The organism is Microbacterium sp. CGR2 (assembly GCF_003626735.1).
In the GTDB taxonomy this organism is placed as follows: Bacteria; Actinomycetota; Actinomycetes; order Actinomycetales; family Microbacteriaceae; genus Microbacterium.
In genome coordinates this window covers 3,383,111-3,406,759 of sequence record NZ_RBHX01000001.1, presented here as the reverse complement: position 1 = coordinate 3,406,759, position 23,649 = coordinate 3,383,111, and the positions used below count along the sequence as shown (strand labels likewise).

Below are 23,649 nucleotides of genomic sequence, written 5' to 3'. Positions count from 1 at the left end.
CCGGTGCAGCACTTCGGCGTTCTTGTCGTAGAGGGCGCCAAGGATCGTCGTTCGCACAACAGCATGCTCGATACGAGGATCGAACTAGTCCGATGGAAGGTCCGAGACGCCCATGCTGTCGCGATGCAACAGGTGATTTCCTTCGACTCTCGGGTCATCGTCCTGACCAAAGCGGCTCAGCACGCGTGAGGCCGGGTGAAAGACCTCGACGTGGCACCATGATCGACGAAGGACGGACCGGGTCTTTTGGTCCCGTTGTCCCGCATGCTGATTTACGGAGAGAAAGCGATGCCCTCCTGGCCGGCCCGCCGGTCATCAGAGAGCAGGCCGACGCGCTCATCAGATGGGTGGAGAGGCACGATGTGGCGTTGCGCTCCGTCTATCTCACTCCTGCACACTTCGAACCTCTTGCCACCACGGGCTGGATGTTCGCTGGCTCACTGACGCGAGGGTTGTCGCAAGCGACGCGATGCTCACGAGCATCGCCCACCAGGCGCCCGGTGGCGTAGTTGCGGGCACTCACCGGAACATCTTCGGCGACGCCTTCCCCGAGCCTTTACTGACCGCCCAGGAATCCTGCCCGCGGGGCCGCTCCTGGAGGGGAAAGAGGTCTGCGCGCACGAAATCGGCCATCTCGACGATGCCACCCAAAACGACGACGGGACTTCGGTGCCGAGGCGTCGGGAACGACGTTGGTGCGGGAGGGTTTGCGGGAGCTCAAAGTCGGGCCCTGTTGCCAGCGTTGACGAATCTGACCCCCGCGTGCCAGAAAGGTGGCCGAGCCGCCCGTTGATGTGTCACACGAGCTGGTTGCCTCAGTAAGCCCTGACTCTCAGACGACTGCGAGCGGCGCAAAATGGGCGGCCAGTTTGGGCGCCAAGCGCACGAGCAGGTTGTTCGCCTCCCGCTCGGCGATCGTGACGCGGAAGCCCTCTCCGGCGAAGGGGCGCACCAGGAGCCCGTGGCTCTCCAGCAGCTGTGCCGCCGCTGTCGTGGCGTCGCCGAAGGGGACCCAGATGAAGTTTGCCTGCGTCTCGGGCAGATCGATGCCCGCATCCCGGAAGGCGCCGACCACGCGCTCGCGCTCGGCGATGAGGTCGGCCACGCGGGCCGAGAGCTCGTCCTCCGCGTGCAGGGAGGCGACAGCTGCGGCCTGCGCGAGATCCGTGACGCCGAAGGGAATCGCGACCTTGCGCAGGGTGTTCGTGAGGCGCTCGGGAGCGATTGCGTAGCCGATGCGCAGCCCGGCGAGCCCGTAGGCCTTCGAGAACGTGTGCGCGACCGCGACGTTCGGGTAGCGGCGGAAGTATTCGATCCCGGAGGGGGAGTCCGTGCGTTCGTTGAAGTGCACGTACGCCTCATCGATCACGACGGTGATGTCGGCGGGGACGGCGTCGAGGAACGCGGTCAGCTCGTCCGTGCCGATCGTGGTGCCGGTGGGGTTGTTCGGATTGCAGACGAGGATCAGGCGCGTGCGCGCGGTGATCGCGGCGCGCATCGCGTCGAGGTCGTGACGGTGGTCCGCGGTGAGGGGCACGGCGACGGGAGTGGCGCCGGCGGCGCGAACCAGCATCGGGTAGGCCTCGAATGAGCGCCACGCGAACATGACTTCATTGCCCTCGCAGGCGGTGGCGCGCATGAGCTGTGAGACCACCTCGACGGATCCGCTGCCCAGCACGAGGTTCACGGGCGAGACCTGGAATCGCTCGCACAGGAGCGCGACGACGGCGGTGGCCGCGGTGTCGGGGTAGCGGTTGATGTGGGCGATCCGGTCCGCGATCGCGGTCGCTACCGACGGCAGGGGTCCGTACGGATTCTCGTTCGACGACACCTTGAACACCGGGCCGGTGTTGGGCGACTGCGTCGTCGCCTTCCCGGGCTTGTAGTCCGGGATCGCGTTCAGATCCTCGCGCAGTCTCAACTCCGACATGGTTCCGCCTTTCACTCGTCGCCCGTTTGACAGCCTCGGGCGGGATTCATAGTATCGCAATTGATTATATCCAATGTTGTCAATTCGATCTGGGTGACCGGATCGACGGAAGGAGCGGGACGACGGTGTCTCAGTTTGCGGCAGAGTTCTCCCCGCAGCCCCTCGACCTCCGGGTCCGTGCGATGCGGTGGGAGGCCCACGATGTTCTGTCCCTCGAGCTCGACGACCCCGCCGGTAACCTGCTGCCGGAATGGGCTCCCGGTGCCCACATCGATCTCTGCTTTGCCAACGGCCTCGAACGCCAGTACTCGCTGTGTTCGGATCCGGCCGATCTCCGCATGTGGCGCGTCGCCGTCCTGGCCGAGACCCCGAGCCGCGGGGGCTCCCGCTACGTGCACCAAACCCTGCGCACCGGTGACACCGTCAGGGCATCCGCTCCGATCAATCATTTCGGGCTCGAAGACGCGAGCGCCTATGTCTTCCTTGCGGGCGGCATCGGGATCACTCCGATCCTCCCGATGGTCGCCGAAGCCGAACGCAGGGGAGTCCCGTGGCGACTGGCCTACCTCGGCACGCGCCGCGATGGCATGGCATTCGCTTCCGCCCCGCACCTGAGCGCGGAGACGGCGCGGCTCGTCAGTCGCGACCGCGAGGAGCGTCTCGACCTGGCGACCTGGATCGGCTCCGTGTCGGAAGGCACCGGTATCTATGCCTGCGGCCCCGCCCGCATGCTCGATGCCCTCGAAGCGCTCAGCCTCGACTGGCCGCACGGTGCCCTGCATCTGGAGCGTTTCCAGCCAAAGACGTTCGGCGAGTCGCAGGGAGCCGACACCTTCGAGGTCGTGGCGACCAGGTCCGACCTCGTCGTCACGGTCGACCGCGGCTGCAGCATCCTCGAGATGCTCGAGAACGCCGGGATCGGGGTGCCGAGTTCCTGTCTCGAGGGCGTCTGCGGCACCTGCGAGACGGCCGTGATCGACGGCGCCCCCGAGCACCGGGACTCGATCCTCACCCCCGACGAGCGCGAGAGCAACGAGACGATGATGATCTGCGTGTCCCGCTCTCTCGGCGAGCGTCTCGTCCTCGACATCTGACCCCCCCGCACGAACGGAGCGAACATGGACACCGGAACCGCATACGGCCTACGCCTCGGGCAGCCGCTCAACGAGCTCGCCCAGGTCGGCCCCGGCACCCCCTACGGCGAGGTGCTTCGCCGCTACTGGCACCCGATCGCGAAGGTCGAGGATGCGACGACGCGCCCGATCTCGCTGCAGGTGCTGGGCGAGGATCTCGTGCTCTTCCGCACCCGCAAGGGCAAGGCCGGCCTGCTGCACCCGCGCTGCATCCACCGCGGCGCCTCGTTGTTCTACGGCGGCGTCGAAGAGGAGGGCATCCGCTGCTGCTACCACGGGTGGGTGTTCGACACCGAGGGGCACTGCCTCGAGCAGCCGTGCGAGCCCGAACTGGGCCTGCACCGCGATCGTGTGCGCCAGCCCTGGTACCCGGTCGAGGAGCAGTACGGCCTGATCTGGGCGTACCTGGGCCCGCCCGAGAAGAAGCCCGTGCTTCCGCGCTACGACACCCTCGAGGAGCTCGCCGACGACGAGCAGTTGATCGTCAACGACCGAGGCGTGGGCGGCGGCGGACCCGCCGAGCTCGACTTCAACTGGTTGCAGCACTGGGAGAACGTGATGGACCCGTTCCACGTGCCGATCCTGCACGCGCGCTTCAGCGGCAATCAGTTCACACCCGAGATGGCGCTCATCCCCGAGGTCAGCTACGAGTACACGCCGCTCGGCGTGCGCAGCATCCAGATGCGCGAGCTCGGCGACGGCCGTCAGCTGCGCCGCGTCACCGAGGTCATCTTCCCGAACCTGCGGGTCGTCGCCAGCCCGAAGCTCAGCTCGGGACAGACGAACATGATCGGCTGGGTCGTGCCGATGGACGACACGAACTTCCGCATCTTCACGGTGGCGCGCGACGCCGATCCCGACTTCCTCGCGAAGCTCCGCTCCACGCACGAGGGCAAGCCGTGGAAGGAGCTCACCGACCTCGAGCATCAGCGCCTCCCCGGTGACTACGAGGCGCAGAAGTCGCAGGGTGCCATCTCGCTGCACTCCGAGGATCACCTCACGACCACCGATCAGGGCATCGCGATGATCCGGCGGATGATGGCCAAGCAGCACCGCGCGGTCGCCGCCGGCGGCGACCCCGTGGGCGTGAGCTTCGACGAGTCGGAGCGGCTGGTGCGCATCGAGGGCGGCAACTACTTCGAGGGCGCGGCTGACGCGACGCTGCTCGCCGACGCGGTGGACGACTGACATGGCGAAGTACACAGCGCGACCGCCGCGCGGAGACCGCCCGGTCCTCGTGCTGGGGATCAGCGACGTGTTCGTGATCGAGGGCGAGCCCTCGGTCCCGGTGAGCATGCACCACCTCTCCGCCTGGGGCCGGTGGGTTCGCGACGTCGCCATCCCGGATTCGGCGGCCCGGCGCCTGCACGAGCTGGCCGAGCACTTCGACATCGTCTGGGCATCCGAGTGGGGACACAACGCGCACACGGCGTTCCGTGCGCCGCTCGAGCTGCCGGAGGAGCCCTGGCCCTTCTTGCCCGTGCAGTTCGACAAGCTCGCGCACATCCGCCGCTATGCCGACGGTTTGCCGTGGGTCTGGGTCGACGATCCTCTCGTGGATCTCAGCGGGGAGCCGCCGGAGTGCGAGGACGGGATCGTCGTGCGGGTCGACCCCGCGGCGGGCATCCTCAGCCTCGACCTCGAGGATCTGCTGACACGGACGCGCGCGCTCGTCGAGCGGCGCGCGGGAGAGAACACGATGAGCACCAGCGAGGAGCGACGATGAGCGCAGACGTCGCGATCGTCGGCGGACGTGTGGTCACGGGCCTCGGCGAGGAGTTCGACGGCGGCACGGTGCTCGTGTCGGGCGGCCGGATCGAGGCGGTCAATGTCGGGATCTCCGTGCCGGGCGGTGCGCGGGTGATCGATGCCACGGGGTGCTGGGTCCTGCCCGGACTCATCGATCCGCACAGCCACATCGGCGTGCACGAGGAGGCGAACGGCCCCGCGGGTTTCGACGGCAGCGAGGTGTCGTCGCCCGTGACCGCCGGGGTGCGGGCGATCGATGCGATCAACATCGAGGACATGGCGTTCGCCGATGCGTTGGCGGGCGGCGTCACAGCTGTGGTCGTGAAGCCGGGGTCGCGGAATCCGATCGGCGGGCAGAGTGTGGCGATCAAGACCGCCGGCGGATGCTCGGTCGACGAGCAGGTGATCCGGGCGGCACTCGGCATGAAGTCGGCGCTCGGCGAGAACCCGAAGCAGGTCTACGGGGAGCGCAAGCAGTTGCCGTCGACCCGCCTCGGCATCGCGCTCGTCATCCGGCAGGCGCTCCTGGATGCGCGCGATTACGCCGACCGACGCGATCGCGCCCGCGCGGAGGGCGCACCGTTCGCGGTCGACCTGGGAAAGCAGGCGCTCACCGAGGCCCTCGACGGCACGCTCTCCTGGGAGCAGCATGCGCACCGGCACGACGACATCGCGACGGCGCTGCGCATCGCCGAGGAGTTCGGGCTGCGTCTCGTGCTCAACCACGGAACCGAGGCCCACAAGCTCGCCGACGTGCTCGCGGAGCGCGATGTGCCCGTCATCTTCGGCCCCATCCTGTCGAGCCGATCGAAGGTCGAGGTGCGCGAGGCCGATCCTGCGAACCTCGCGACCCTCGCCGCGGCGGGAGTGCGCGTCGCCCTGACCACCGATCATCCGGTGGTTCCCATCGGGCTCCTCGCTCTGCAGGCCGCCGTCGCCGTGCGCGCCGGCCTTCCCCGCGAGACCGCCATCGCCGCCATGACCTCCGCCGCGGCCGACATCGCCGGCATCGGCGACCGCGTCGGTGCGCTGGAGGTCGGCCGTGACGCGGATGTGGTTCTGTGGACCGGAGACCCGCTCGACGTCGCCTCGACCGTGCGGGAGGTGCTCATCGACGGACGGACCGTCTACACCGCGACGAAGGAGAACCCGTGACGCTGCGCGAAGATGCCGCCCGCCTGCTGCCCGAGCTCGTGGATCTGCGGCGCCGCCTGCACCGCATCCCCGAGGTCGGTTTCGACCTGCCGCAGACGCAGGCCGTCGTGCTCGCGGAACTCGCCGACCTCGGCCTCGAGATCACGACCGGCAGCGACCTGGGCTCGGTCACCGCGGTGCTGCGCGGGGCGGCGGACGGCCCGTCGGTGCTGCTGCGTGGCGATATGGATGCGCTGGCGATCGTCGAGGAGACCGGGCTGGAGTACGCGTCCGTGAACGGCGCCATGCACGCGTGCGGTCATGACCTCCATGTGGCCGGACTCGTCGGCGCCGCCCGGCTGCTCGCGGCACGGCGGGAGAGCATCGCGGGGTCCGTCGTCTTCATGTTCCAGCCGGGCGAGGAGGCCGGCGGAGGTGCGCCGCTGATGATCCGCGACGGCGTGCTCGACGCTGCCGGCACGAGGGTCGAAGCGGCCTACGGCATCCATGTCGGTCCGGGGGAGCGCGGCACGTTCCAACTCAAACCGGGCACGATCATGGCCGGTGCGAACGTGCTGAAGGTCACCGTGCACGGCCGGGGCGGCCACGGCTCCCGCCCGCATCAGGCGGTCGACCCGGTGCCCGCGGTCGCCGAGATCGTGCTGGCGCTGCAGAGTTGGGTCACCCGGCGCGTCGACGTGTTCGACCCCGTGGTGCTCTCGGTGACGAAGCTGTTCGCGAGCGAGGTCGTGAACGTGATCCCCGAGCAGGCCGGACTCGCCGCGACGCTGCGCACGTTGTCCCAGGCCTCGATCGCACAGGCCCAGGCGGAACTTCCGCTCCTCGTCGAGCGCATCGCGGCCGCGCACGGGTGCACGGCCGATGTCGAGGTGATCATCGGCTATCCGGTGACCGTCAACACGGTGCCCGAGACCGCGGCGGCGACGGCGGTGCTGCGGGAGGAGTTCGGAAACGACCGGGTCGAAGAGCTCGCCGTGCCCTGGATGGCCTCGGAGGACTTCTCGTTCGTGCTCCGCGAAGTGCCGGGGACCTTCCTGTTCCTGAGCGCGACGCCGCCGCACGTCGACCCGGACGACATCCCGATGAACCACTCGCCGCACGCGGTCTTCGACGATGCGGTGCTCGGCGATCAGGCCGCGGCGCTGGCCGCGCTCGCTCTCCGGCACGTGTCCCGCTAGGCGCGGGCGCGATCCGGTCGCGGTGCCGAGACCGCGGTCAGCGGCCGAGCGTGCGGTGGTCCAGCACGGCCTTGCGCCCGGCCTCGACGTCGCTGCTGCGGATCGCCTCGATGAGCGCCTCGTGGATGTGCAGGCGCTCGTCCGTGTCCTGGCGGAATCCGGGGACGGCCAGTGCGTCCTCATCCGCCGCGCCGGCGGTCTCGCCCTCGATGTAGTCGACGAGGTTCAGGTAGAACGTCCGCAGCACCGCGTTCGGCGAGATCTCGGCGATGCGGCGATGCAGCCGCCAGTTGCCGTGCAGCCCCTCGATCGGGTCGTGCCAGTGGTCGGCGAGGTCCGACATGACCGCGTCGAGGTCGGCGATGTCCGCGTCGGTGCGGTTCAGGACGGCATCGTGCATGACCGCCTCGTCGAGGGCATCGAGCACCTTGATCACATCGTTGACCGGAGCGCCGGTCTGGCGTAGGCGGAGCACGCTGTGGGCGAGTCGGATGAGCGGCGACTGGTCGGCGACGAAGATGCCGCCGCCCGGGCCCGGGCGCAGGTCGACGGAGCCGCGGGCGCGCAGCACGCGCAACGCTTCGCCGAGTGTGGCCGGCGCGACGCCGAACTGCTCGCACAGGTCCTGGCGCGTGCCGATGCGGTGGCCGGGGGTGAGGCCCTCGGACTTGATCATCGCTTCGACCTCGGCCACGACGCGGTCGGCGACGGACTGTGCGGGCGCGACACGCTGGAAGGTGCGCGCGTCATCCTGGGTGCTGGCCACGGGAGTCCTTCGGTCGGGGCAGTGTTCTGCAGCGGATCTCTCACATCCTAGAGACGCCTCGCTGCCGGGGAGCGGCGGCTCAGGGCGATTCTCCTATTTGCAGTAATTGAATGTATCTAATACAGTCAATCACGCAATGCTGCTCACGAGAGGAAACAGATGACCGACCACACCGGTGGCGATCTGCTCGCAGACTCCCTCATCAACCAGGGAGTCTCACGGATCTTCGGTATTCCGGGCGTTCAGCTCGATGCCGCCGCAGACGCCCTCCACGCCCGCGCCGACCAGGTCGACTTCATCTGCGCCCGCAACGAGCAGGCGACGACCTACATGGCCGACGGGTATGCGCGCAGCACCGGAGACGTCGGTGTCGCCATGGTCGTTCCCGGCCCGGGAGTGCTCAACGCCCTCTCCGGTGTGGCGACGGGCTACTCCGCGAACTCGCCGATGCTGCTCATCGCCGGACAGATCGATTCGAAGGCCATCGGCCGCGGACTCGGCGCCCTGCATGAGATCCCCGACCAGACGGGCATCCTCGAACGGCTCACCAAGTGGACCGGCATCGCCCGCTCCGCCGACGAGATCCCCGGACTGGTGCGCGAGGCCTTCGTGCAGCTGCGCAGCGGCCGCCCGCGTCCCGTCGCGATCGAGGTGCCGCCGGACGTGCTCGCCGCCACCTCGCGCATGGCGGCGGCTGAGATGGTCGCCGACGCCCCGCTCGTTCCCGACGAGCAGCAGATCCGCGACGCGGCGGCCCGGCTCCTCGCGGCCCAGCGCCCGATGATCGTCGTCGGCGGTGGGGTGCTCGCCTCGAACGCGTCCGTCGCGCTGCAGGCGCTCGCCGAGGCACTGGAGATTCCGGTGCTGATGACCGAGAACGGCCGGGGCGCGCTCGACGCCCGGCACCGCCTCGCGTTCGACTCGCTCGCGCTCCGCGCCTTCCGTGAGGACGCCGATCTCGTACTGGCGGTCGGAACCCGCTTCGTCTCCACCTTCGGAACCCAGGTCGACGCCCATGGTGCACCGGTGATCCTCGTGAACGCGGAAGAGGCGGACCTCGGCGGCCCGCGCGCCGCCGTGCAGACCCTCCACGCCGACGCCCGGCTGGCGCTCGCCGCGCTCGCCGCCGAGGTGGGGTCTCCGCAGCGGGACTCCCGCGAGAGCGAGTTCGTCCGCGTCCGCTCCTGGCTCGCCGAGCAGTTCGACGACATCGCCCCGCAGCGCGAGTACCTCGCGGCGATCCGCGGCGCGCTGCCCGAGGATGGTGTCTTCGTGAGCGAGTTCACCCAGGTCGGCTACGCCGCCAGCGCCTGCTACCCCGCCTACCAGCCGCGGACGTACATCGGCCCCGGTTACCAGGGCACGCTGGGCTACGGCTTCGCGACGGCGCTGGGTGTGAAGGCCGCGGATCCGACCCGCTCGGTGGTCTCGGTCAACGGCGACGGCGGATTCTCCTGGACCCTGCAGGAGCTGTCGACGGCGAAGCGCTACGGCCTCGGACTGGTGACAATCGTCTTCCACGACGGCTTCTACGGCAACGTGCGCCGCATCCAGAAGAACCGCTACGGTGCGCGCTACTTCGCCAGCGACCTGACGAACCCCGACTACGGCAAGCTCGCCGACGCGTACGGCATCCGCTCCGCGCGGGCGTACACGCCGCAGGAACTGGCGGGTGTGCTCGCCGATGCGGTCCCCGCGAACGAGCCGATCCTCATCGACGTGCCGGTGGGGGAGTTCCCCTCGCCGTGGCACCTCATCCATGAGGGCGTCCCGCGTCCCGTTCCGCTCGCGCCCGACGCGCACCTCGTGCAGCGGGCAGGGGTCTGACATGACCATCGGGCACGACATCGCAGGCATCAGGGAAGATGTCGATGGCCTCAGGGCGATCGATGTCGTCAGCCCGGCCGACGGCACCGTCATCGGCGCCGTCGTCGCAGGCGGCCCCGCGGACGTCGATCGCGCGGTGGCTGCGGCCGCGGACGCGTTCGGCAGCTGGTCCACGACGCCGATGGCGCAGCGGATCGCTTACGTAGAGGCGCTCGCCGAGGGGTTGGCGCGCCACCGTGAGCTTCTCGCCGCGACCCTCAGTGCCGAGATGGGCTCGCCGATCGCGTTCGCGCGTTCCGCTCAGGTCGGGGTAGCGATCGCCGACCTGAACATGCTCGCCGATGCTGCCCGCGCGCACGTCGAGCGGGAGGCGGTGTCGAACTCCCTCGTCGTCTCGGAGCCGGTCGGCGTCGTCGCCGCGATCACCCCGTGGAACTTCCCGCTGCACCAGATCGTGCTCAAGGTCGGCGCCGCCCTTCTCGCGGGCTGCACGGTGGTGCTCAAGCCCAGCGAGGTCGCCCCTCTCAATGCCGCGATCATCGGGGACATCCTCCGCGAGATCGGATTGCCGGCCGGTGTCGTGAACATCGTGCACGGCGACGGCGCAGGAGTCGGCTCGCCCCTCGTCGCCCACCCGGGCGTCGACATGGTCACCTTCACCGGCTCACGCCAGGTGGGGGAGCAGGTGGCTCGCGCCGCGGCGGCGACCATCAAGAAGGTCGCCCTCGAGCTGGGCGGCAAGTCCGCCGCGATCGTGCTCGACGACGCACCGCTCGAGGAGTCGGTGCGGGGAGTGCTCGCCTCGTGCTTCGCGAACGCCGGCCAGACCTGCGCCGCGCAGACCCGCGTCCTGGTACCGGAGAGCATGCGCGATGCCTGGCAGAACGCCGCGCTCGAGGTCGCCGCGGACTGGGCCCCCGGTGATCCGCGCGAGGAGGGGACGGCGACCGGACCCCTGGCCTCCGCTCTGCAGCGCGATCGCGTCCGGGCGCACATCGCCACGGCGATCGACGAGGGTGCGCAGGTGCTGACCGGCGGTCTCGATATCGTCGAACCGACGGCAGGCGGCGCCTACGTGCAGCCCACGATCTTCACCGATGTGACGCCGGACATGCGGATCTTCCACGAGGAGGTCTTCGGTCCGGTGCTCACGATCACCCCCTACGGCACGGTCGATGAGGCTGTCGACCTGGCCAATGACAGCGTCTACGGACTGTCGGGCGGCGTGTGGTCGAGCGACTCTCGACGCGCCCTCGACATCGCTCTGCGCATGCGCACCGGGACCGTCGGCATCAACGGCGCAGGCCTCGATGTCGGTGCACCCTTCGGCGGATACAAGCAGTCGGGCGTCGGCCGGGAGTGCGGTGTCCACGGGTTCGAGGAGTTCCTCGAGCTCAAGTCGGTGATGGGCGCCGCTGCCCTCATCGACGATCGCTCGTGAAGTTACATACTCGAAACACCGGCGACACGAGCCAATAAAGAGTAATTCATAACATTCAATTGGGTTGACCGCACCGTGCGGAACCCGTGAGAGAGGACACCATGAGACGCAGCATTGTCGCCGCGGCCGCCGTCGGCGTGACGGCCCTCGCCCTGTCCGGCTGCGCCGGTACGGCGGAGCCAGGGGGAGGAGAAGCGCAGACGATCAAGATCGCCGTGCAATCGGATCCCGGAACGCTCAACCCGATCACGAACGCGACGAACGCGAGTGAGTCCGTATCCACGTTCGGGTACGAGTCGCTGCTCTTCTACCCGACCGGGGAGGAGCCCCGAGGGCTGCTCGCGGATTCGTGGGAGTCGACCACGACCGGCGTGGAGTTCACGCTCAAGGACGGCATCCTCTGCGCCGACGGCACGCCGTTGACCGCGACCGATGTCAAGTCCACATTCGAGTACGCCGCGGCCGACGAGACGGGATCGCCGTACAAGGGTGTGTACTTCCCGGCCGAGGGTCTCACGATCGAGGCGGACGACGATGCCCGCACGATCACCTTCACCAGCGCGAACGCCCAGAGCTTCCTCGCCGAGACGATCGGCGCCCTGCCGATCGTGTGCGCGTCCGGTCTCGCCGACCCGGCCGTTCTCGACACCGAGTTCCACGGCACCGGCGCCTACGCGTTGAAGGCGTCCTCGCCGGGGCAGTCCTACACGTTCACGCTTCGTGACGACTACACGTGGGGTCCCGACGACACGACCAGCGAGACAGCAGGGCTGCCCGGCACGGTGGAGATCTCGATCATCGAGAGCGACTCGACCGCCGCCAACATGCTCCAGACCGGCGAGGCCAACGTCGCAGAGGTCGGCGGCAGCGAGCGCGACCGGCTCGACAAGACCGAGTTCGCGAAAGAACTCGAGGTGCCGCTGCGCCCGGGACTGATCTTCTTCAACCAGGCGGAAGGCCGGGTCGGCCACGATCTCGCCGTCCGTGAAGCTCTCGCCCAGGCTGTGGACCGCGAAGCCGTCGGACCTGTCGCCTCCGCTGGTCGCGGCGAGCAGATCACCACACTCGTGTCCGAGTTCGGCGCCGCGTGCACCGCGATGGACAGCTCCGGCGCCATCCCCGACTACGACGTGGATGCTGCTGCTGCCGCACTCGACGCCGCGGGCTGGGTCGAGGGCGCCGACGGCATCCGCGCGAAGGACGGCAAGCCGCTGTCCATCCTGATGCTCTACCCGGCATCCGAGAGCCAGGGCGTCACCGCCGCGATCGAACTGCTGCAGACCGAGTTCAAGAAGATCGGTGTGGATGCTGTGCCCACCCCGTCCGCGTCCTACACCGACGTGATCTTCTCCGGCGGTGACTGGGACATCGTGTGGGCCCCGATCTTCACGAGCCTCCCGAGCGACTGGGCCGGCATCCTGGGCGGCGAGTTCCCGCCCAACGGCGGCAACTGGACCTACAACAGCAACCAGGAGTACTTCGACCTGGTGGGCGAGGCGCAGGCGCTGGCCGGAGCCGACTCGTGTGACGCCTGGCAGGCTGCGCAGGACTCCCTGTTCCGCAACCTCGAGGTGCTGCCCGTCTACTCGTCGACGTCGACTTTCTACGGTGTCGGTGTGGAGTTCGGCATGTCGAAGAGCATCCTCGCTCCGACCACGATCCGCGTGACAGAGTGACAGGATGACGTCGCAGATCGTGACGCGGCCGAAGACCGTCGTGGTGGCCACCCCTCGGGGTGGTCGTCACGGCGGCGGCCGCTGGATCCCCTTCCTCGTCCGGCGCATCGGCCGGATGCTCATCGCGATGTTCGTGATCGTGACGGCGGCATTCGTCGTCCTCCGGGCCGCTGGGGGAGACCCGGTCCGTGCGGCTCTCGGACCGACCGCACCGGCATCCGTGGTGGCGGAGCGCCGGGCGCAGCTCGGGCTCGATGATCCGCTCATCGTGCAGTTCTGGAACTATCTGACGGGCATCGTGTTCCGCGGTGATCTCGGCGTCTCCCTGATCACCGGACGATCGGTGAACGAGCTGGTGGAGTACCGGCTCCCCGCCACCGTGCAGCTCGCCGGCATCGCGTTCATCGTGATCCTCCTCATCGCGATCCCCCTCGGGCTCGCCATCGCGATCCTCACCGCCGGTAACCGCCGTCGCCCCGTCGAGGTCGCCTTCACCTCGGTGACGGGCTTCTTCGCCGCCGTGCCGGAGTACCTGATCGGTGTCGCCCTGCTGACGCTGTTCGCGATCACGATCCCGCTCCTCCCGGTCGCCGGCATCAGCGGCCCGCAGTCGTACATCCTCCCCGTCCTCGCGCTCGCACTCGGCGCCTCGGCGTCGCTGTCGCGCATCGCCCGTGTCGAGGCGCTCAACGTGCTCAGCGACGACTACATCCGCACCGCGCGCTCCAAGCGGCTCCCGGCCGCGATGGTGTACTTCCGGCATGCCCTGCCGAACATGCTCACCGCCACCCTGACCCTCGGCGGCGCCCTGCTCGCGACGATGATCGCCGGCAGTGTCCTGGTCGAGCGGGTCTTCAACTGGCCGGGCATGGGCAGTGCCTTCGTGCAGGCGATCATCACCAAGGACTACGGCATCGTGCAGGGGCTCGCGATCGTCTACGCGGCGATCATCCTCGTCGTGAACCTGCTGGTGGATGTGGTGCTCGCCATCCTCGACCGTCGTACGACCATTCTGGAGACCGCATGACCTCCTCGCACCGGCGGCGCTCCTGGCTGCTGCAGTCCCCGATGGCGATGATCTCGCTGACCTTCATCGCGATCTTCGCCCTCCTCGCCGTGTTCGCCCCGATGCTGTGGGGCACGCAGGCCGAGACCCCGTCGCCCGCTGACCTCCTCCAGCCGCCGAGTGCCGAGCACCCTCTCGGCACCGACGCACTCGGGCGGGACCTGCTGCTGCGCACGCTCGTGGCCACGCGGCTGTCGCTCGTGATGGCGCTGACCGCGACGGCGATCGGCGCGGTGGCCGGGCTGATCCTCGGTGCTCTGCCGGTCGTCGCCGGTCCGCGCGTGCAGCGCTTGTTCGGCTCGGTCATCAACACCTGGCTCGCCTTCCCGGTGCTGCTGGTCGCGATGCTGACCGTGATCCTCCTCGGCACCGGCTCCACAACGGCCGTGATCGCGCTCGCGCTGACCATGACCCCCTCGTTCGCCCGCCTCGCACAGACGCTCTCCTCGCGCGTCGGCGGTTCCGAGTACCTGGCCGCCGCCCGCCTGCTGGGGGTGTCGAAGACGCGTCAGTTCACCCGCTACATCCTCCCCAACATCGCCGAGCCGGTGATCGTCAACGTCACGATCTCGATCGGCGGCGGACTCCTCGCCCTGTCCAGTCTCAGCTTCCTCGGCGTCGGCGTGCAGCCGCCCGAGTACGACTGGGGCCGCCTGCTCAGCGACGGCTTCGAACAGGTCTACAGTCAGCCGTCCGCGATCGTCGGCCCCGGTGTGATGGTCGTTCTCGCCGGCATCATGTTCGGCATGTTCGGCGAGGCCCTGGCCTCGCACATGCGCGGCCGTGGGCGCACCCGCACGCTCAGCGCCCGCGAGCTCGGCGACCCTGCCCGCGTCTCTTCGGCCGAAGCGGTCGACGAGCGGGCGGACGACGTCGAACCGCTGCTCGACGTCGCGGGCCTCAGCGTCTCGTTCCCCGGCGAGCACGGCTGGGTACGCCCCGTGCAGGACGTCTCGTTCCGCATCGCCCCCGGCGAGATCGTCGGCGTGGTCGGCGAGTCCGGCAGCGGCAAGAGCGTCACGATGATGGCGATCGCGCAGCTGGCTCCGGCCGGCGCCGCCGTCAGCGCGCAGCGCCTCACCTTCGCGGGCGAGGAGCTGTCCGGGCTGTCGAGCGAGCGCGCGGCGAGAAAGCTCGGCACGAGGGTCGGTGTCGTGTTCCAGGACTCGCTCACCGCGCTGAACCCGGCACTCCGCGTGGGTACGCAGCTCGCCGAGGTGCCGCGCGTGCACCAGAAGGCGACGCGGCGGGAAGCGGATGCCGCGGCCGTCGACGCCCTGGCGGCCGTGTCGATCACCGATCCGGCGCGTCGGGCGAAGCAGTTCCCGCACGAGTTCTCCGGTGGTATGCGCCAGCGTGCGCTCATCGCGATGTCGCAGATCGGGAAGCCGCGGCTGATCATCGCCGACGAGCCGACCACGGCGCTCGACGTCACGGTGCAGCAGCGGGTGCTCGCCCTGCTCCGCCGCAAGTGCGAGGAGACCGGGGCGGCGGCGATCGTCGTCTCGCACGACATCGCGGTGCTGGCCGAGCTCTGCCAGCGCATCCTGGTCATGTACGGCGGCCGCATCGTCGAAGACGCCGACGTTCGCCACCTCGCGGCACCCGAACGGCTAGCGCATCCGTACACCCGCGCGCTGGCGGAGTCGCTGCCGGATCTCGACACCGACCGCACGGCACCGCTCGCGACGATCCCCGGCGAGCCGCCGGATCTCGCGCAGCCGGTGGTCGGCTGCGCGTTCGCCCCGCGCTGCGCGTTCGCCACCGAGCGCTGCCGCACCGAGACCCCTCAGCTCGTCGCGCACGGCTCCGGCCGCGTGGCGTGCTGGCACCCGCAGGACGTGGGCGTGCACGAAGACGAATTCGCGAAGGCGGGTGCATGATGGCCGATCTCGTCATCGAGAACCTCGTGGTCACATTCGGCCGCGGGCCCCACGCCGTGAATGCGGTGGACGACGTGTCGCTCACGGTGCCGCACGGCACTACGGTGGGGCTGGTGGGCGAATCCGGATCGGGCAAGTCCACGGTCGCACGCACGGTCGCGGGGCTTCAGAAGCCGACGTCGGGGCGGATCCTGCTCGACGGCAAGGACCTCGCGGTCGGACGCCGTGATCGCAGGGCCCACGCCCGAGACGTGCAGATGATCTTCCAGGACCCGTACTCGTCGCTGAACCCGCGCATGTCGGTGGGCGAGACCCTGGACGAGGCGCTGGCCACCCACGGCTCCGGCAACGCCAAGGCTCGTGCGGTCGGCGTCAGGGAGCTGCTCGAACTCGTTCGGCTGAAGCCCGGTGTGTCGGAGCTGCATCCTTCGAGCCTGTCCGGCGGCATGCGGCAGCGCGTCGCGATCGCCCGCTGCCTCGCGGTGAAGCCGCGCCTGATCATCGCGGATGAGATCACGTCCGCCCTCGACGCCTCGGTGCAGGGCGCGGTGCTCAACCTGATGCGCGACCTGCAGCGCGAGCTCGAGCTCTCGGTGCTGTTCATCACCCACAACCTCGCCGCGGTGCGCTACATCGCCGACACCACCGCCGTGATGCGCAGCGGCGAGATCGTCGAGCACGGCGATGCCGACGCGATCGTCACCAACCCGCAGCATCCCTACACACAGGCGCTCGTGGCGGCCATCCCGCGCATCCAGAACGCTGGCACCGACAGCCTCCTCCACTCGATCGGATCCTGAATGACCCTGCTCGACGACGCTCAGGTCCTGCTGCCCGAGCTCCTGGCCCTGCGCCGCGCGATCCACGCCGACCCCGAGCTGGGGATCGAGCTGCCGCGCACGCAGCGGCGGGTGCTCGACGCGCTGGAGCCCCTCGGGCTCGAGGTGGTCCTCGGTGAGGGCCTGAGCTCGATCACCGCGGTCGTGCGTGGCGCGCATCCCGGACCGACCGTGCTGCTGCGTGCCGACATGGATGCGCTTCCCCTCGTCGAAGACACCGGGCTCGACTACGCGGCATCCGGGGGGCGCATGCACGCCTGCGGGCACGACCTGCACGTCGCCGGTCTCGTCGGAGCCGCCCACCTGCTGGCCGGGCGCCGCGAGGAGCTCCACGGCGACGTCCTGCTGATGTTCCAGCCGGGCGAGGAACTCGGAGATGGTGCGAAGCGGATGCTCGCCGAGGGACTCCTCGAGACCACGGGCTCCCGGCCCGTCGCGGCCTTCGGCATCCATGTCGTGCCCGGAGAGTACGGCGTGTTCTCAACCCGTCCCGGCGCGCTCATGGCCGGCGCGATCGAGGTCGAGATCACCATCACAGGAGCCGGGGGACACGCGTCCGCGCCGCACCTGACCCGGGACCCTGTGCCGGTGGCCGCCGAGCTCGTGACTGCACTGCAGACCTTCGTCACCCGCCGCTTCGACGTGTTCGATCCGGTCGTCCTCAGCGTCACGCAGCTGCATGCCGGGGGACCGGCCCGGAACATCATCTCCGACACCGCCACGCTCGTCGCCTCGGTGCGGGTGCTGTCGCACGAGTCGAGCGCGCGCGTGCAGGCAGAGCTCCCGGCCCTCGCCCGCGAGATCGCCGCAGCCCACGACTGCACGGCCCAAGTCGAGGTGACCGTGCTGTGCGCACCCACCGTGAACGATGCTCGCGCTGTCGAGCGGGTGCGAGCCACGCTGCAGGGGCTCTTCGGCGAAGAGCGCGTGTGGGAGACCGCGCACCCCGTGATGGGATCGGAGGACTTCTCCTTCGTGCTCGAACAGGTGCCGGGGGCCTTCCTGTTCCTGCGGGCGACACCGGCGGAGGTCGACCTCGAGACGGCGTCTCCGAACCACTCTCCGACGGTCGTGTTCGACGACGCGATCCTCGCCGATCAGGCCGCGGCGCTCGCGGCTTTCGCACTGGAGACGCTCGCCGACTGATCCGCAGGCCGGTCGAGTTCCTCAGCGGGTGAGGAAGGCGCGGAGGTCGGAGTTCAGACGCACCGCGGCCTCGGGGTCGCTGTACATCATGTGCCCGGCACGGTACCAGTGCGTCTCGGTGCGCTCGCGCGGCAACCCCCATTGCCGCAGCAGGTGGTCGGCCGCGCCGACGGTCGTCAGCGAGTCGTACACACCGGTACCGATGAACAGCCGTCCGCGCGGTGTCTGCTTCATCCAGCGTGACAACCGTGCCGGGTACGGGTACGTGCGGAACGGGGAGGGGCGCCCGTAGGCGACGAACCCGGCCCCGCCCTGCTCGTCCCACTCCCAGTCGCGGCCCGCCTCCGGGTCGACCACGCGATACGGCTGCGCGGGGGTGGTTCCGAAGACGTGTCGCAACAGCTGCTGCAGCCCCGCCACGTACCGCGGGGAGAGCGCCACATCGGAGGGGTCGTACTCGAGTTCACCGGCGCGGCTGTCGGCTGCCGGCGCGGAGTATCGGCTGTCGGTCACCCCGAGGACGCGGCCGGCGAGCAGGCGCGAACGAAAGTCCTGTTTACTGACCCAGAATCGATCGTCGGCGAGCTCGTCTGCGGCGATCCCGATCATCCGCGAGAGGCGCTCCGAGATCGCGACGCGCTCGTCGAGTGATAACTGGTCGCCCTGCAGCATCGCCAGGGCGAGGTCGCTGCGCGCGAAGTCCAGTGCCGCGGTGATCGCTTCCTCGACCGTCTCGTGTTCGCGGGAGCCGACGCCGTGATACCAGGCCGTCGCCGCCTTGTACGGCAGGTTCGCGAGCGCTCCGACCACGTTGCCCGGACGATCCAGCGTCTCCTGGATGTTGACGGCCTGCCCCAGCAGCACGATGCCGTCCAGCGGCGCGGTGTCCATGCTGTGCGAGGAGGTCGCGAGGAAAGCCGCGCGCAGGGTGCCGTAGCTCTCTCCGAGGAAGAACTTCCGGGAGTTCCAGCGACCGTGCCGGTCGACCCAGTCCGAGATGGCGGCGGCGATGGCGTCGGCGTCTCCCTCCACGGAACGGAAGTCCGACGCATCGGCATCGTCAGCGAAGGCGCCGAACCCGGTGCCGGGTGCGTCGAGGAACACCAGGTCGGCGACGTCGAGGATCGTCGACGGGCTCTCCTCCACGCCGTAGGGAGGGAGCCCGGCGTCGGCGAGGTCGACGGGGACCTGCGCGCGCATCGGCCCGATCCCGCTCAGGTGAAGATAGAGCGTCGACACTCCCGGTCCACCGTTGGTCAGGAACAGCACCGGGCGATCCGTGCCCTCAACGATGTAGCTGAACGCCGAGATCCTCCCCTGGACCGCGCCTTCCGAGCGCCGCAGCGGGAGCTCCTCGAGGCGGGCGGTGTAGGCCAGGTCGCTGACCCGGCCTACAGCCTCGAGCCCGATCATCCGTGCGTCGTCGCGTCGCGGTAGAAGTCGTCGAGATCGCTCTTCATGCGCTCCACCGCCCGCTCGTCCACGAATGTCATGTGACCGGACTCGTAGAACGTGAAGCGGATGTTCTCGCGCAGGCTCGGCGCCAGATACAGCTGCGCCACGTCGACCTCGGGCCCGAAGAACGGGGTGGCCAGGTCGTAGAAGCCGCCCATCACGAACACCTTCAGGTTCGGGTTGCGGCGCACGGCGGCCGACAGGTCGATGGAGACGTCGGGCACCAGCTGCGGGGCATCCACGCCCGGTGCCTTGTGCTTCCAGTCCCACGCGCGGGAGATGGGCATGTTGTGCAGGTGGCGGTAGTGCAGCTCGCTGGTGAAGCCGATGTCGTCCACGAGATGGGCGCGGTACGTCGAGAGGTGTGCGCTGTTGACGCCGGCCGTGGCGGCGTCGTCGGTGGCCGGGTCGTGCGAGCCGTTGCCGACGACGTACTGGTGCTCGGCGGTGAAGCGGGTGTCGAAGCGGCCGATCACGCGCCCTTCGTCGGCGAGCAGGGCGTAGCGGTACTGCTCCATCCCGATGCGGAAGTGGTGCTTCTTCAGGTAGTCGGCATCGAGCCCGACGAGGGCGCTCATGCGTTCGGCGACGGCGTCCTCGAGATCGGCGGGCAGCAGATCGCCGCGCAGCAGCGCTTCGGCGAACGGACCCTGGGCGAACTCGCGTGCCTCGATGAGGAGCGGCTCGAGCGCGGTGTGCGCGGTGCGGGTTTTGCCGTGGTACCAGGCGGTCGCCGCGTACGAGGGGAGCAGATTGATGTACTCGCGGGGTCCGCCGAGGTTGCTTTCGCCCCAGTTGAGCACGGTCGACAGGAGCACGACGCCGTTGAAGTCGAGGCCCTGGTTCTGCAGCCGGTGCACGAGCGACGCGGCGCGTGTGGTGCCGTACGACTCGCCGAACAGGAAGCGTGGCGCGTTCCAGTTGTTCGTGATCGTGAGCCAGCGCGTGATCGCCTTCGCGAACGCGGCCACGTCCTGGTCGACGCCCCACAGTTCGGCCGGGGTCGCATCACCGAGAAGACGCGAGTATCCGGTGCCGGGCGCGTCGATGAACACGAGGTCAGAGGCGGTGAGCAGCGTGTGCGGGTTGTCGCCGCTCGCGTAAGGGGCGGGCGGCGTCGCGAGGGGTGTGTTCGTGGGCGTGCGCTTCGGCCCGAAGCCGCCGATGTTGAGCCAGAGGCTCGCCGAACCGGGGCCGCCGTTGAACAGGAACGTCACGGGGCGGACCGGCGCGCCCTCCTCGCGATCGGCGACGTACGAGGTGTAGAACACGCTCGCGAGCGGGCGGTGCTCGTCGTCGCGGACGATCACGGTGCCCGCTCCGGCGCTGTAGTCGAGCGAGCGCCCGCCCGCGGTGATGCGGTGGCGACGTGAGGTGAAGGTCTCCGTGTCAGGTGCGTCTGCGGGGGTCGGCTCGGTCACAGGTCTCCCTCGGAAAATTAATGAGTCAATTGAATATATCTTAATAGATCTTTCGATGACCCTCATGGAGCAGCCGAACTGTGGAGTTTGCTCGGCCGTCAGCGATTAGAAGTCAGAAGTCGATGAGGTGCAACGACGTCGCGTACGGTCCCGTCGTGGGCGGGTGTTCCGTAAAGTAGACGGATCCGTAGCCCCAGCGGTACTCGGCGACGATGTCGTTGAGTGTTCCGTCGACGGCCAGCTCTCTTCATCGATCTGGAAGAGGAAGCGGATTGATTCCCGTTCGTGGAGGGGGAAGCGTTGCCTTCTCACGCTCAGAATTGTAGCGGTGCTTATCCCGTTCCCAAGGAGATTGATCTGCCTTGTACTGGGCATTGTGCTTTCGCATGATTGCCGCTTCCCTCGCTCCCATCTGTCGTTTCGTCAAATACTGATGGTCGGGTTCGGCGCGCATCCATTCCCGCATCACCCGGTACGCCCGTTCCTGCTCTTGTTCGAGTTCGTCCATACGCCAGGGGTTCCACCGGGTCTCCTGGAAGAATCCCCAGCCAGCGGCCCCGTGCCCGGAGAAAGTCATCGAAGGTCGACGCGCCTTCAGGCGCACGTTTCCAGAGCATTCCGCCGTGCTCGACAAACCTGCTGCTCGGCACCATCGCAGTCGTCCTCATGAGCCCAGCTTCCGAGGCCGCGCCTCTGAACGCAGTACTGCGCCTGCATCCATACCGTGGTGTGGCACACAGGACGTGAGTGAGCCCGGCCCCGACGTTCGCAGACTGCTGCCGCGCCTGAGAGTCCTGACCGCCCGGTTCGACCGCGCGGTCGCCTGGCACGATCGCGGGCAGGCGATCCCGGAGGAGCTGCAGGGGAGCAGCTTATGGGTGGACGTGCTTCACCGGGCCACAGATGTGGCCCGCTCGGACCTCGCGCCATCCTTGTTCCGGCCCGAGCTTCACGGCAGCCAAGATGCTGAACACACGCTCGGCGACGTATTGTGCGGACTGGTCTCCGAGCGGGACGGTGAAAAGAGATTCCGCGACTGTTGTGGACGCTCGGGTCTTCACGGTGAGCCGCCACACCTCGGCGGCGTTGCCGGCGCGCACGCGACTGGCTTCCGCATCGGTGATGCGGCTGTGTTCCGCGGGCGTGATGTCCTCAAGCAGCGGGATCCTCGTGCCTCTAGTCACGAGCGATGATTTCGGCGTATTGCGTCACTTCTTGCTGATCCTCATATCGGTCCGGCGACGAATGAGCCCATGATCACGGACTCCAAACTCGTCGGCTGTCGGGGTCAGCTTCTCAGGGGAGGGGCCCCCAGACGTCGACGCCCCCCCGATCAGTGCGTCCTGGTTTGACCTCCATGGTGCCCCCGTCCTGCTCGCACGTCTAGCTGTCGTGCGGCCAGGTTGCCTAATCGCCTTCCCGCGTGCCGAGGTTGGGGTGAGGTGGTGCGAGTTGGAATCGCAGAGCTTCGTACGCCTTGTTGATCCGTCGCACATAGAGCGCCGTCACAACCATCCCTGGGATGACGGCAAGCGTCCACAGTCCGGTCAGCAGATTGAGAATGCTGAGGGCGGCAGAGAAGAGTGCAGAGTCTGCTGTGTGTTGATTCGACGCCAGCAGCAGAGTTAGTCCGCTGTTGAAGATAATGCCAGCAGTAACCCACGTGAGCAGGGCCCACCAGCGAAAGCCGCGTCGAGGCGGGAGCAGACCGAGTTGCTTGAGTAGCCGGTACTTCCGCATCCACTCGACGCATCCAGCGATCGACGCGATCATGCCAAGCAGAACGATGACCCAACCAGCAACGACGAGGACCCAAGAGACATTCGCAAACGGAGTGTCGAGGACGAAGGGCACCATGAGAACCAGCATCACGAGCAGAATCGGTGAGCCGGCCAGAATCCACAGCCTGTTGCTGAGAGTCATCCCCGGAGCACGGACCCACCGGTAGGCGTTTGTGAGCCCGTAAGCCACGGCGAGGGCGAGCACGAGACCGCCAATCCATCGCCCCACGTCGTCCGTCACTTCCAGGGTCTGGCCCCAGCGGACGAGATGCCATTGCCAATCCGTGATCACACCGGACCAAGTCAGACCCAAGATCACGCAAATGTATAGAACGAACACGCTGCCGGTGATGACCCCTCGACGCGTCCACTGGCGAGGAGCACCGAACCTCGTCACCAACACCGCCTTGTACAACCCCAGTACCGCGATCACCATGCCCGCGATAGCGCAGATGAGACCGACGTTGCTGACCACGCTAAACCAGTCGAACGCGGAACCTTCGGGCGCCGTCGCGCGGGCGACAGCAGCCCACAACAGGCCGACCACGACCCCGATGATTCCCAGAGCTCCACCATGCTTCTGCAAACGCCGCCCCAAGAACGGCAACACGCGGGGAAAGAACCAGAGGAACCCCACTAGAGCGAACCGTGCCGTGTTGAACCAGGCGCTCGTCGCCCACAGATATCTCGCGACGCGGATACTCCGTACTCGTGCCACCATCCGGACCTGCTGCTCAATCGCCGAGCACTCCAGACGCGACCGCAGACCATCCAGTTCCGCGTCGAGGAGCGACCGGTCAGACCTGTTCGTCAGAACCAGCACCGCATCCAGGACCGCGCTCGCTGTGTCGTCATTGTTATCAGCGGGCTTGTCCCCGTTGCCCACCATTCGGTCGGCTGCGATGAGATCGGATTGGGGGCGGAGCCCCAGGCCGACGAAGCGACGCTCGACCTCCGCAAGTGCTGCGTCGCGAAGCGTCACATCCCACTTCCGCGGGAAGACAACCGTCGCGCCCAACACGAAAAGGAACAGCAACGTGACGAGGGTCAGGACGCAAAGCGGGATGAACAGCCAGTCCGTAGGATTCACACACGCACCCTAAGGTCTGCCACAGACACACTCGGCGATCGCGGTGGGCGGTGGCCGAACGGCTCGACGCCGGGGACCACACACTACAGGAGCGTTACCGGTGTCCCACCGAA

The 23,649-nt window shown here is 68.4% G+C and carries 19 protein-coding genes; 12 read left to right on the top strand and 7 right to left on the bottom strand.

Features of this window, described 5'->3' with window-relative positions:
• Window positions 1-832: 832 nt before the first annotated feature.
• Window positions 833-1,930: a histidinol-phosphate transaminase gene (hisC, locus tag D7252_RS17090; protein ID WP_120776478.1), complete on the bottom strand. Its 1,098-nt coding sequence runs from the start codon at window positions 1,928-1,930 to the stop codon at window positions 833-835.
• Between the two features lie 125 nt (window positions 1,931-2,055).
• On the opposite strand from hisC, the gene D7252_RS17085 reads away from it, so the two are divergent.
• The 5 genes from D7252_RS17085 to D7252_RS17065 are packed head-to-tail and all read left to right on the top strand — an operon-like array spanning window position 2,056 to window position 7,145.
• Entirely contained in the window at window positions 2,056-3,024 is a 969-nt protein-coding gene (locus D7252_RS17085) for a PDR/VanB family oxidoreductase (protein ID WP_215110989.1), read from the top strand.
• A gap of 24 nt (window positions 3,025-3,048) precedes the next feature.
• Window positions 3,049-4,251, top strand: a complete 1,203-nt coding sequence (locus D7252_RS17080) for an aromatic ring-hydroxylating dioxygenase subunit alpha (protein WP_120776477.1) — start codon at window positions 3,049-3,051, stop codon at window positions 4,249-4,251.
• 1 nt (window position 4,252) lies between these two features.
• On the top strand, window positions 4,253-4,789 hold the full coding sequence (locus D7252_RS17075) for a hypothetical protein (protein WP_120776476.1): 537 nt from the start codon (window positions 4,253-4,255) through the stop codon (window positions 4,787-4,789).
• The gene (locus D7252_RS17070) at window positions 4,786-5,967 is read left to right on the top strand and encodes an amidohydrolase (RefSeq protein ID WP_120776475.1); all 1,182 of its coding nucleotides are present in this window, start codon (window positions 4,786-4,788) and stop codon (window positions 5,965-5,967) included. Before D7252_RS17075 ends, D7252_RS17070 begins: the two co-directional genes overlap by 4 nt.
• Entirely contained in the window at window positions 5,964-7,145 is a 1,182-nt protein-coding gene (locus tag D7252_RS17065) for a M20 family metallopeptidase (protein ID WP_120776474.1), read from the top strand. The genes D7252_RS17070 and D7252_RS17065 overlap by 4 nt, the downstream gene beginning before the upstream one ends.
• A gap of 37 nt (window positions 7,146-7,182) precedes the next feature.
• On the opposite strand, the gene D7252_RS17060 is transcribed toward D7252_RS17065, so the two are convergent.
• Window positions 7,183-7,911: a FadR/GntR family transcriptional regulator gene (locus D7252_RS17060; RefSeq protein ID WP_120776473.1), complete on the bottom strand. Its 729-nt coding sequence runs from the start codon at window positions 7,909-7,911 to the stop codon at window positions 7,183-7,185.
• Window positions 7,912-8,070: 159 nt separating this feature from the next.
• On the opposite strand from D7252_RS17060, the gene D7252_RS17055 reads away from it, so the two are divergent.
• From D7252_RS17055 to D7252_RS17025, 7 genes are all read left to right on the top strand, one after another.
• Window positions 8,071-9,738 (top strand): thiamine pyrophosphate-dependent enzyme, encoded by a 1,668-nt coding sequence (locus D7252_RS17055; protein WP_120776472.1) that lies wholly within the window; start codon window positions 8,071-8,073, stop codon window positions 9,736-9,738.
• Between the two features lies 1 nt (window position 9,739).
• Complete coding sequence (locus D7252_RS17050) at window positions 9,740-11,179, top strand: aldehyde dehydrogenase family protein (protein ID WP_120776471.1); 1,440 nt, start codon at window positions 9,740-9,742, stop codon at window positions 11,177-11,179.
• Between the two features lie 101 nt (window positions 11,180-11,280).
• Window positions 11,281-12,855, top strand: a complete 1,575-nt coding sequence (locus tag D7252_RS17045) for an ABC transporter substrate-binding protein (protein ID WP_120776470.1) — start codon at window positions 11,281-11,283, stop codon at window positions 12,853-12,855.
• Between the two features lie 4 nt (window positions 12,856-12,859).
• Complete coding sequence (locus D7252_RS17040) at window positions 12,860-13,882, top strand: ABC transporter permease (RefSeq protein ID WP_120776469.1); 1,023 nt, start codon at window positions 12,860-12,862, stop codon at window positions 13,880-13,882.
• Window positions 13,879-15,804: a dipeptide/oligopeptide/nickel ABC transporter permease/ATP-binding protein gene (locus D7252_RS17035; RefSeq protein WP_120776468.1), complete on the top strand. Its 1,926-nt coding sequence runs from the start codon at window positions 13,879-13,881 to the stop codon at window positions 15,802-15,804. The genes D7252_RS17040 and D7252_RS17035 overlap by 4 nt, the downstream gene beginning before the upstream one ends.
• Window positions 15,801-16,604, top strand: coding sequence for an ABC transporter ATP-binding protein (locus tag D7252_RS17030; protein ID WP_215110987.1), 804 nt, complete (start codon window positions 15,801-15,803; stop codon window positions 16,602-16,604). Before D7252_RS17035 ends, D7252_RS17030 begins: the two co-directional genes overlap by 4 nt.
• Window positions 16,605-17,789, top strand: coding sequence for a M20 family metallopeptidase (locus D7252_RS17025; protein ID WP_120776466.1), 1,185 nt, complete (start codon window positions 16,605-16,607; stop codon window positions 17,787-17,789). It begins immediately after the preceding gene.
• A 21-nt stretch (window positions 17,790-17,810) separates the two neighbouring features.
• Here the strand turns inward: D7252_RS17025 and D7252_RS17020 are convergent, their stop codons facing one another.
• From D7252_RS17020 to D7252_RS17005, 5 genes are all read right to left on the bottom strand, one after another.
• Window positions 17,811-19,202: a S10 family serine carboxypeptidase-like protein gene (locus D7252_RS17020; RefSeq protein ID WP_120776465.1), complete on the bottom strand. Its 1,392-nt coding sequence runs from the start codon at window positions 19,200-19,202 to the stop codon at window positions 17,811-17,813.
• Window positions 19,199-20,665 (bottom strand): S10 family peptidase, encoded by a 1,467-nt coding sequence (locus D7252_RS17015; RefSeq protein ID WP_215110984.1) that lies wholly within the window; start codon window positions 20,663-20,665, stop codon window positions 19,199-19,201. Before D7252_RS17015 ends, D7252_RS17020 begins: the two co-directional genes overlap by 4 nt.
• 247 nt (window positions 20,666-20,912) lie before the next feature.
• Window positions 20,913-21,173 (bottom strand): hypothetical protein, encoded by a 261-nt coding sequence (locus D7252_RS19860; protein WP_147406760.1) that lies wholly within the window; start codon window positions 21,171-21,173, stop codon window positions 20,913-20,915.
• A 364-nt stretch (window positions 21,174-21,537) separates the two neighbouring features.
• Window positions 21,538-21,849, bottom strand: a complete 312-nt coding sequence (locus tag D7252_RS17010; RefSeq protein WP_120776463.1) for a hypothetical protein — start codon at window positions 21,847-21,849, stop codon at window positions 21,538-21,540.
• A gap of 223 nt (window positions 21,850-22,072) precedes the next feature.
• Window positions 22,073-23,536: a hypothetical protein gene (locus D7252_RS17005; protein ID WP_120776462.1), complete on the bottom strand. Its 1,464-nt coding sequence runs from the start codon at window positions 23,534-23,536 to the stop codon at window positions 22,073-22,075.
• Window positions 23,537-23,649: the final 113 nt, after the last annotated feature.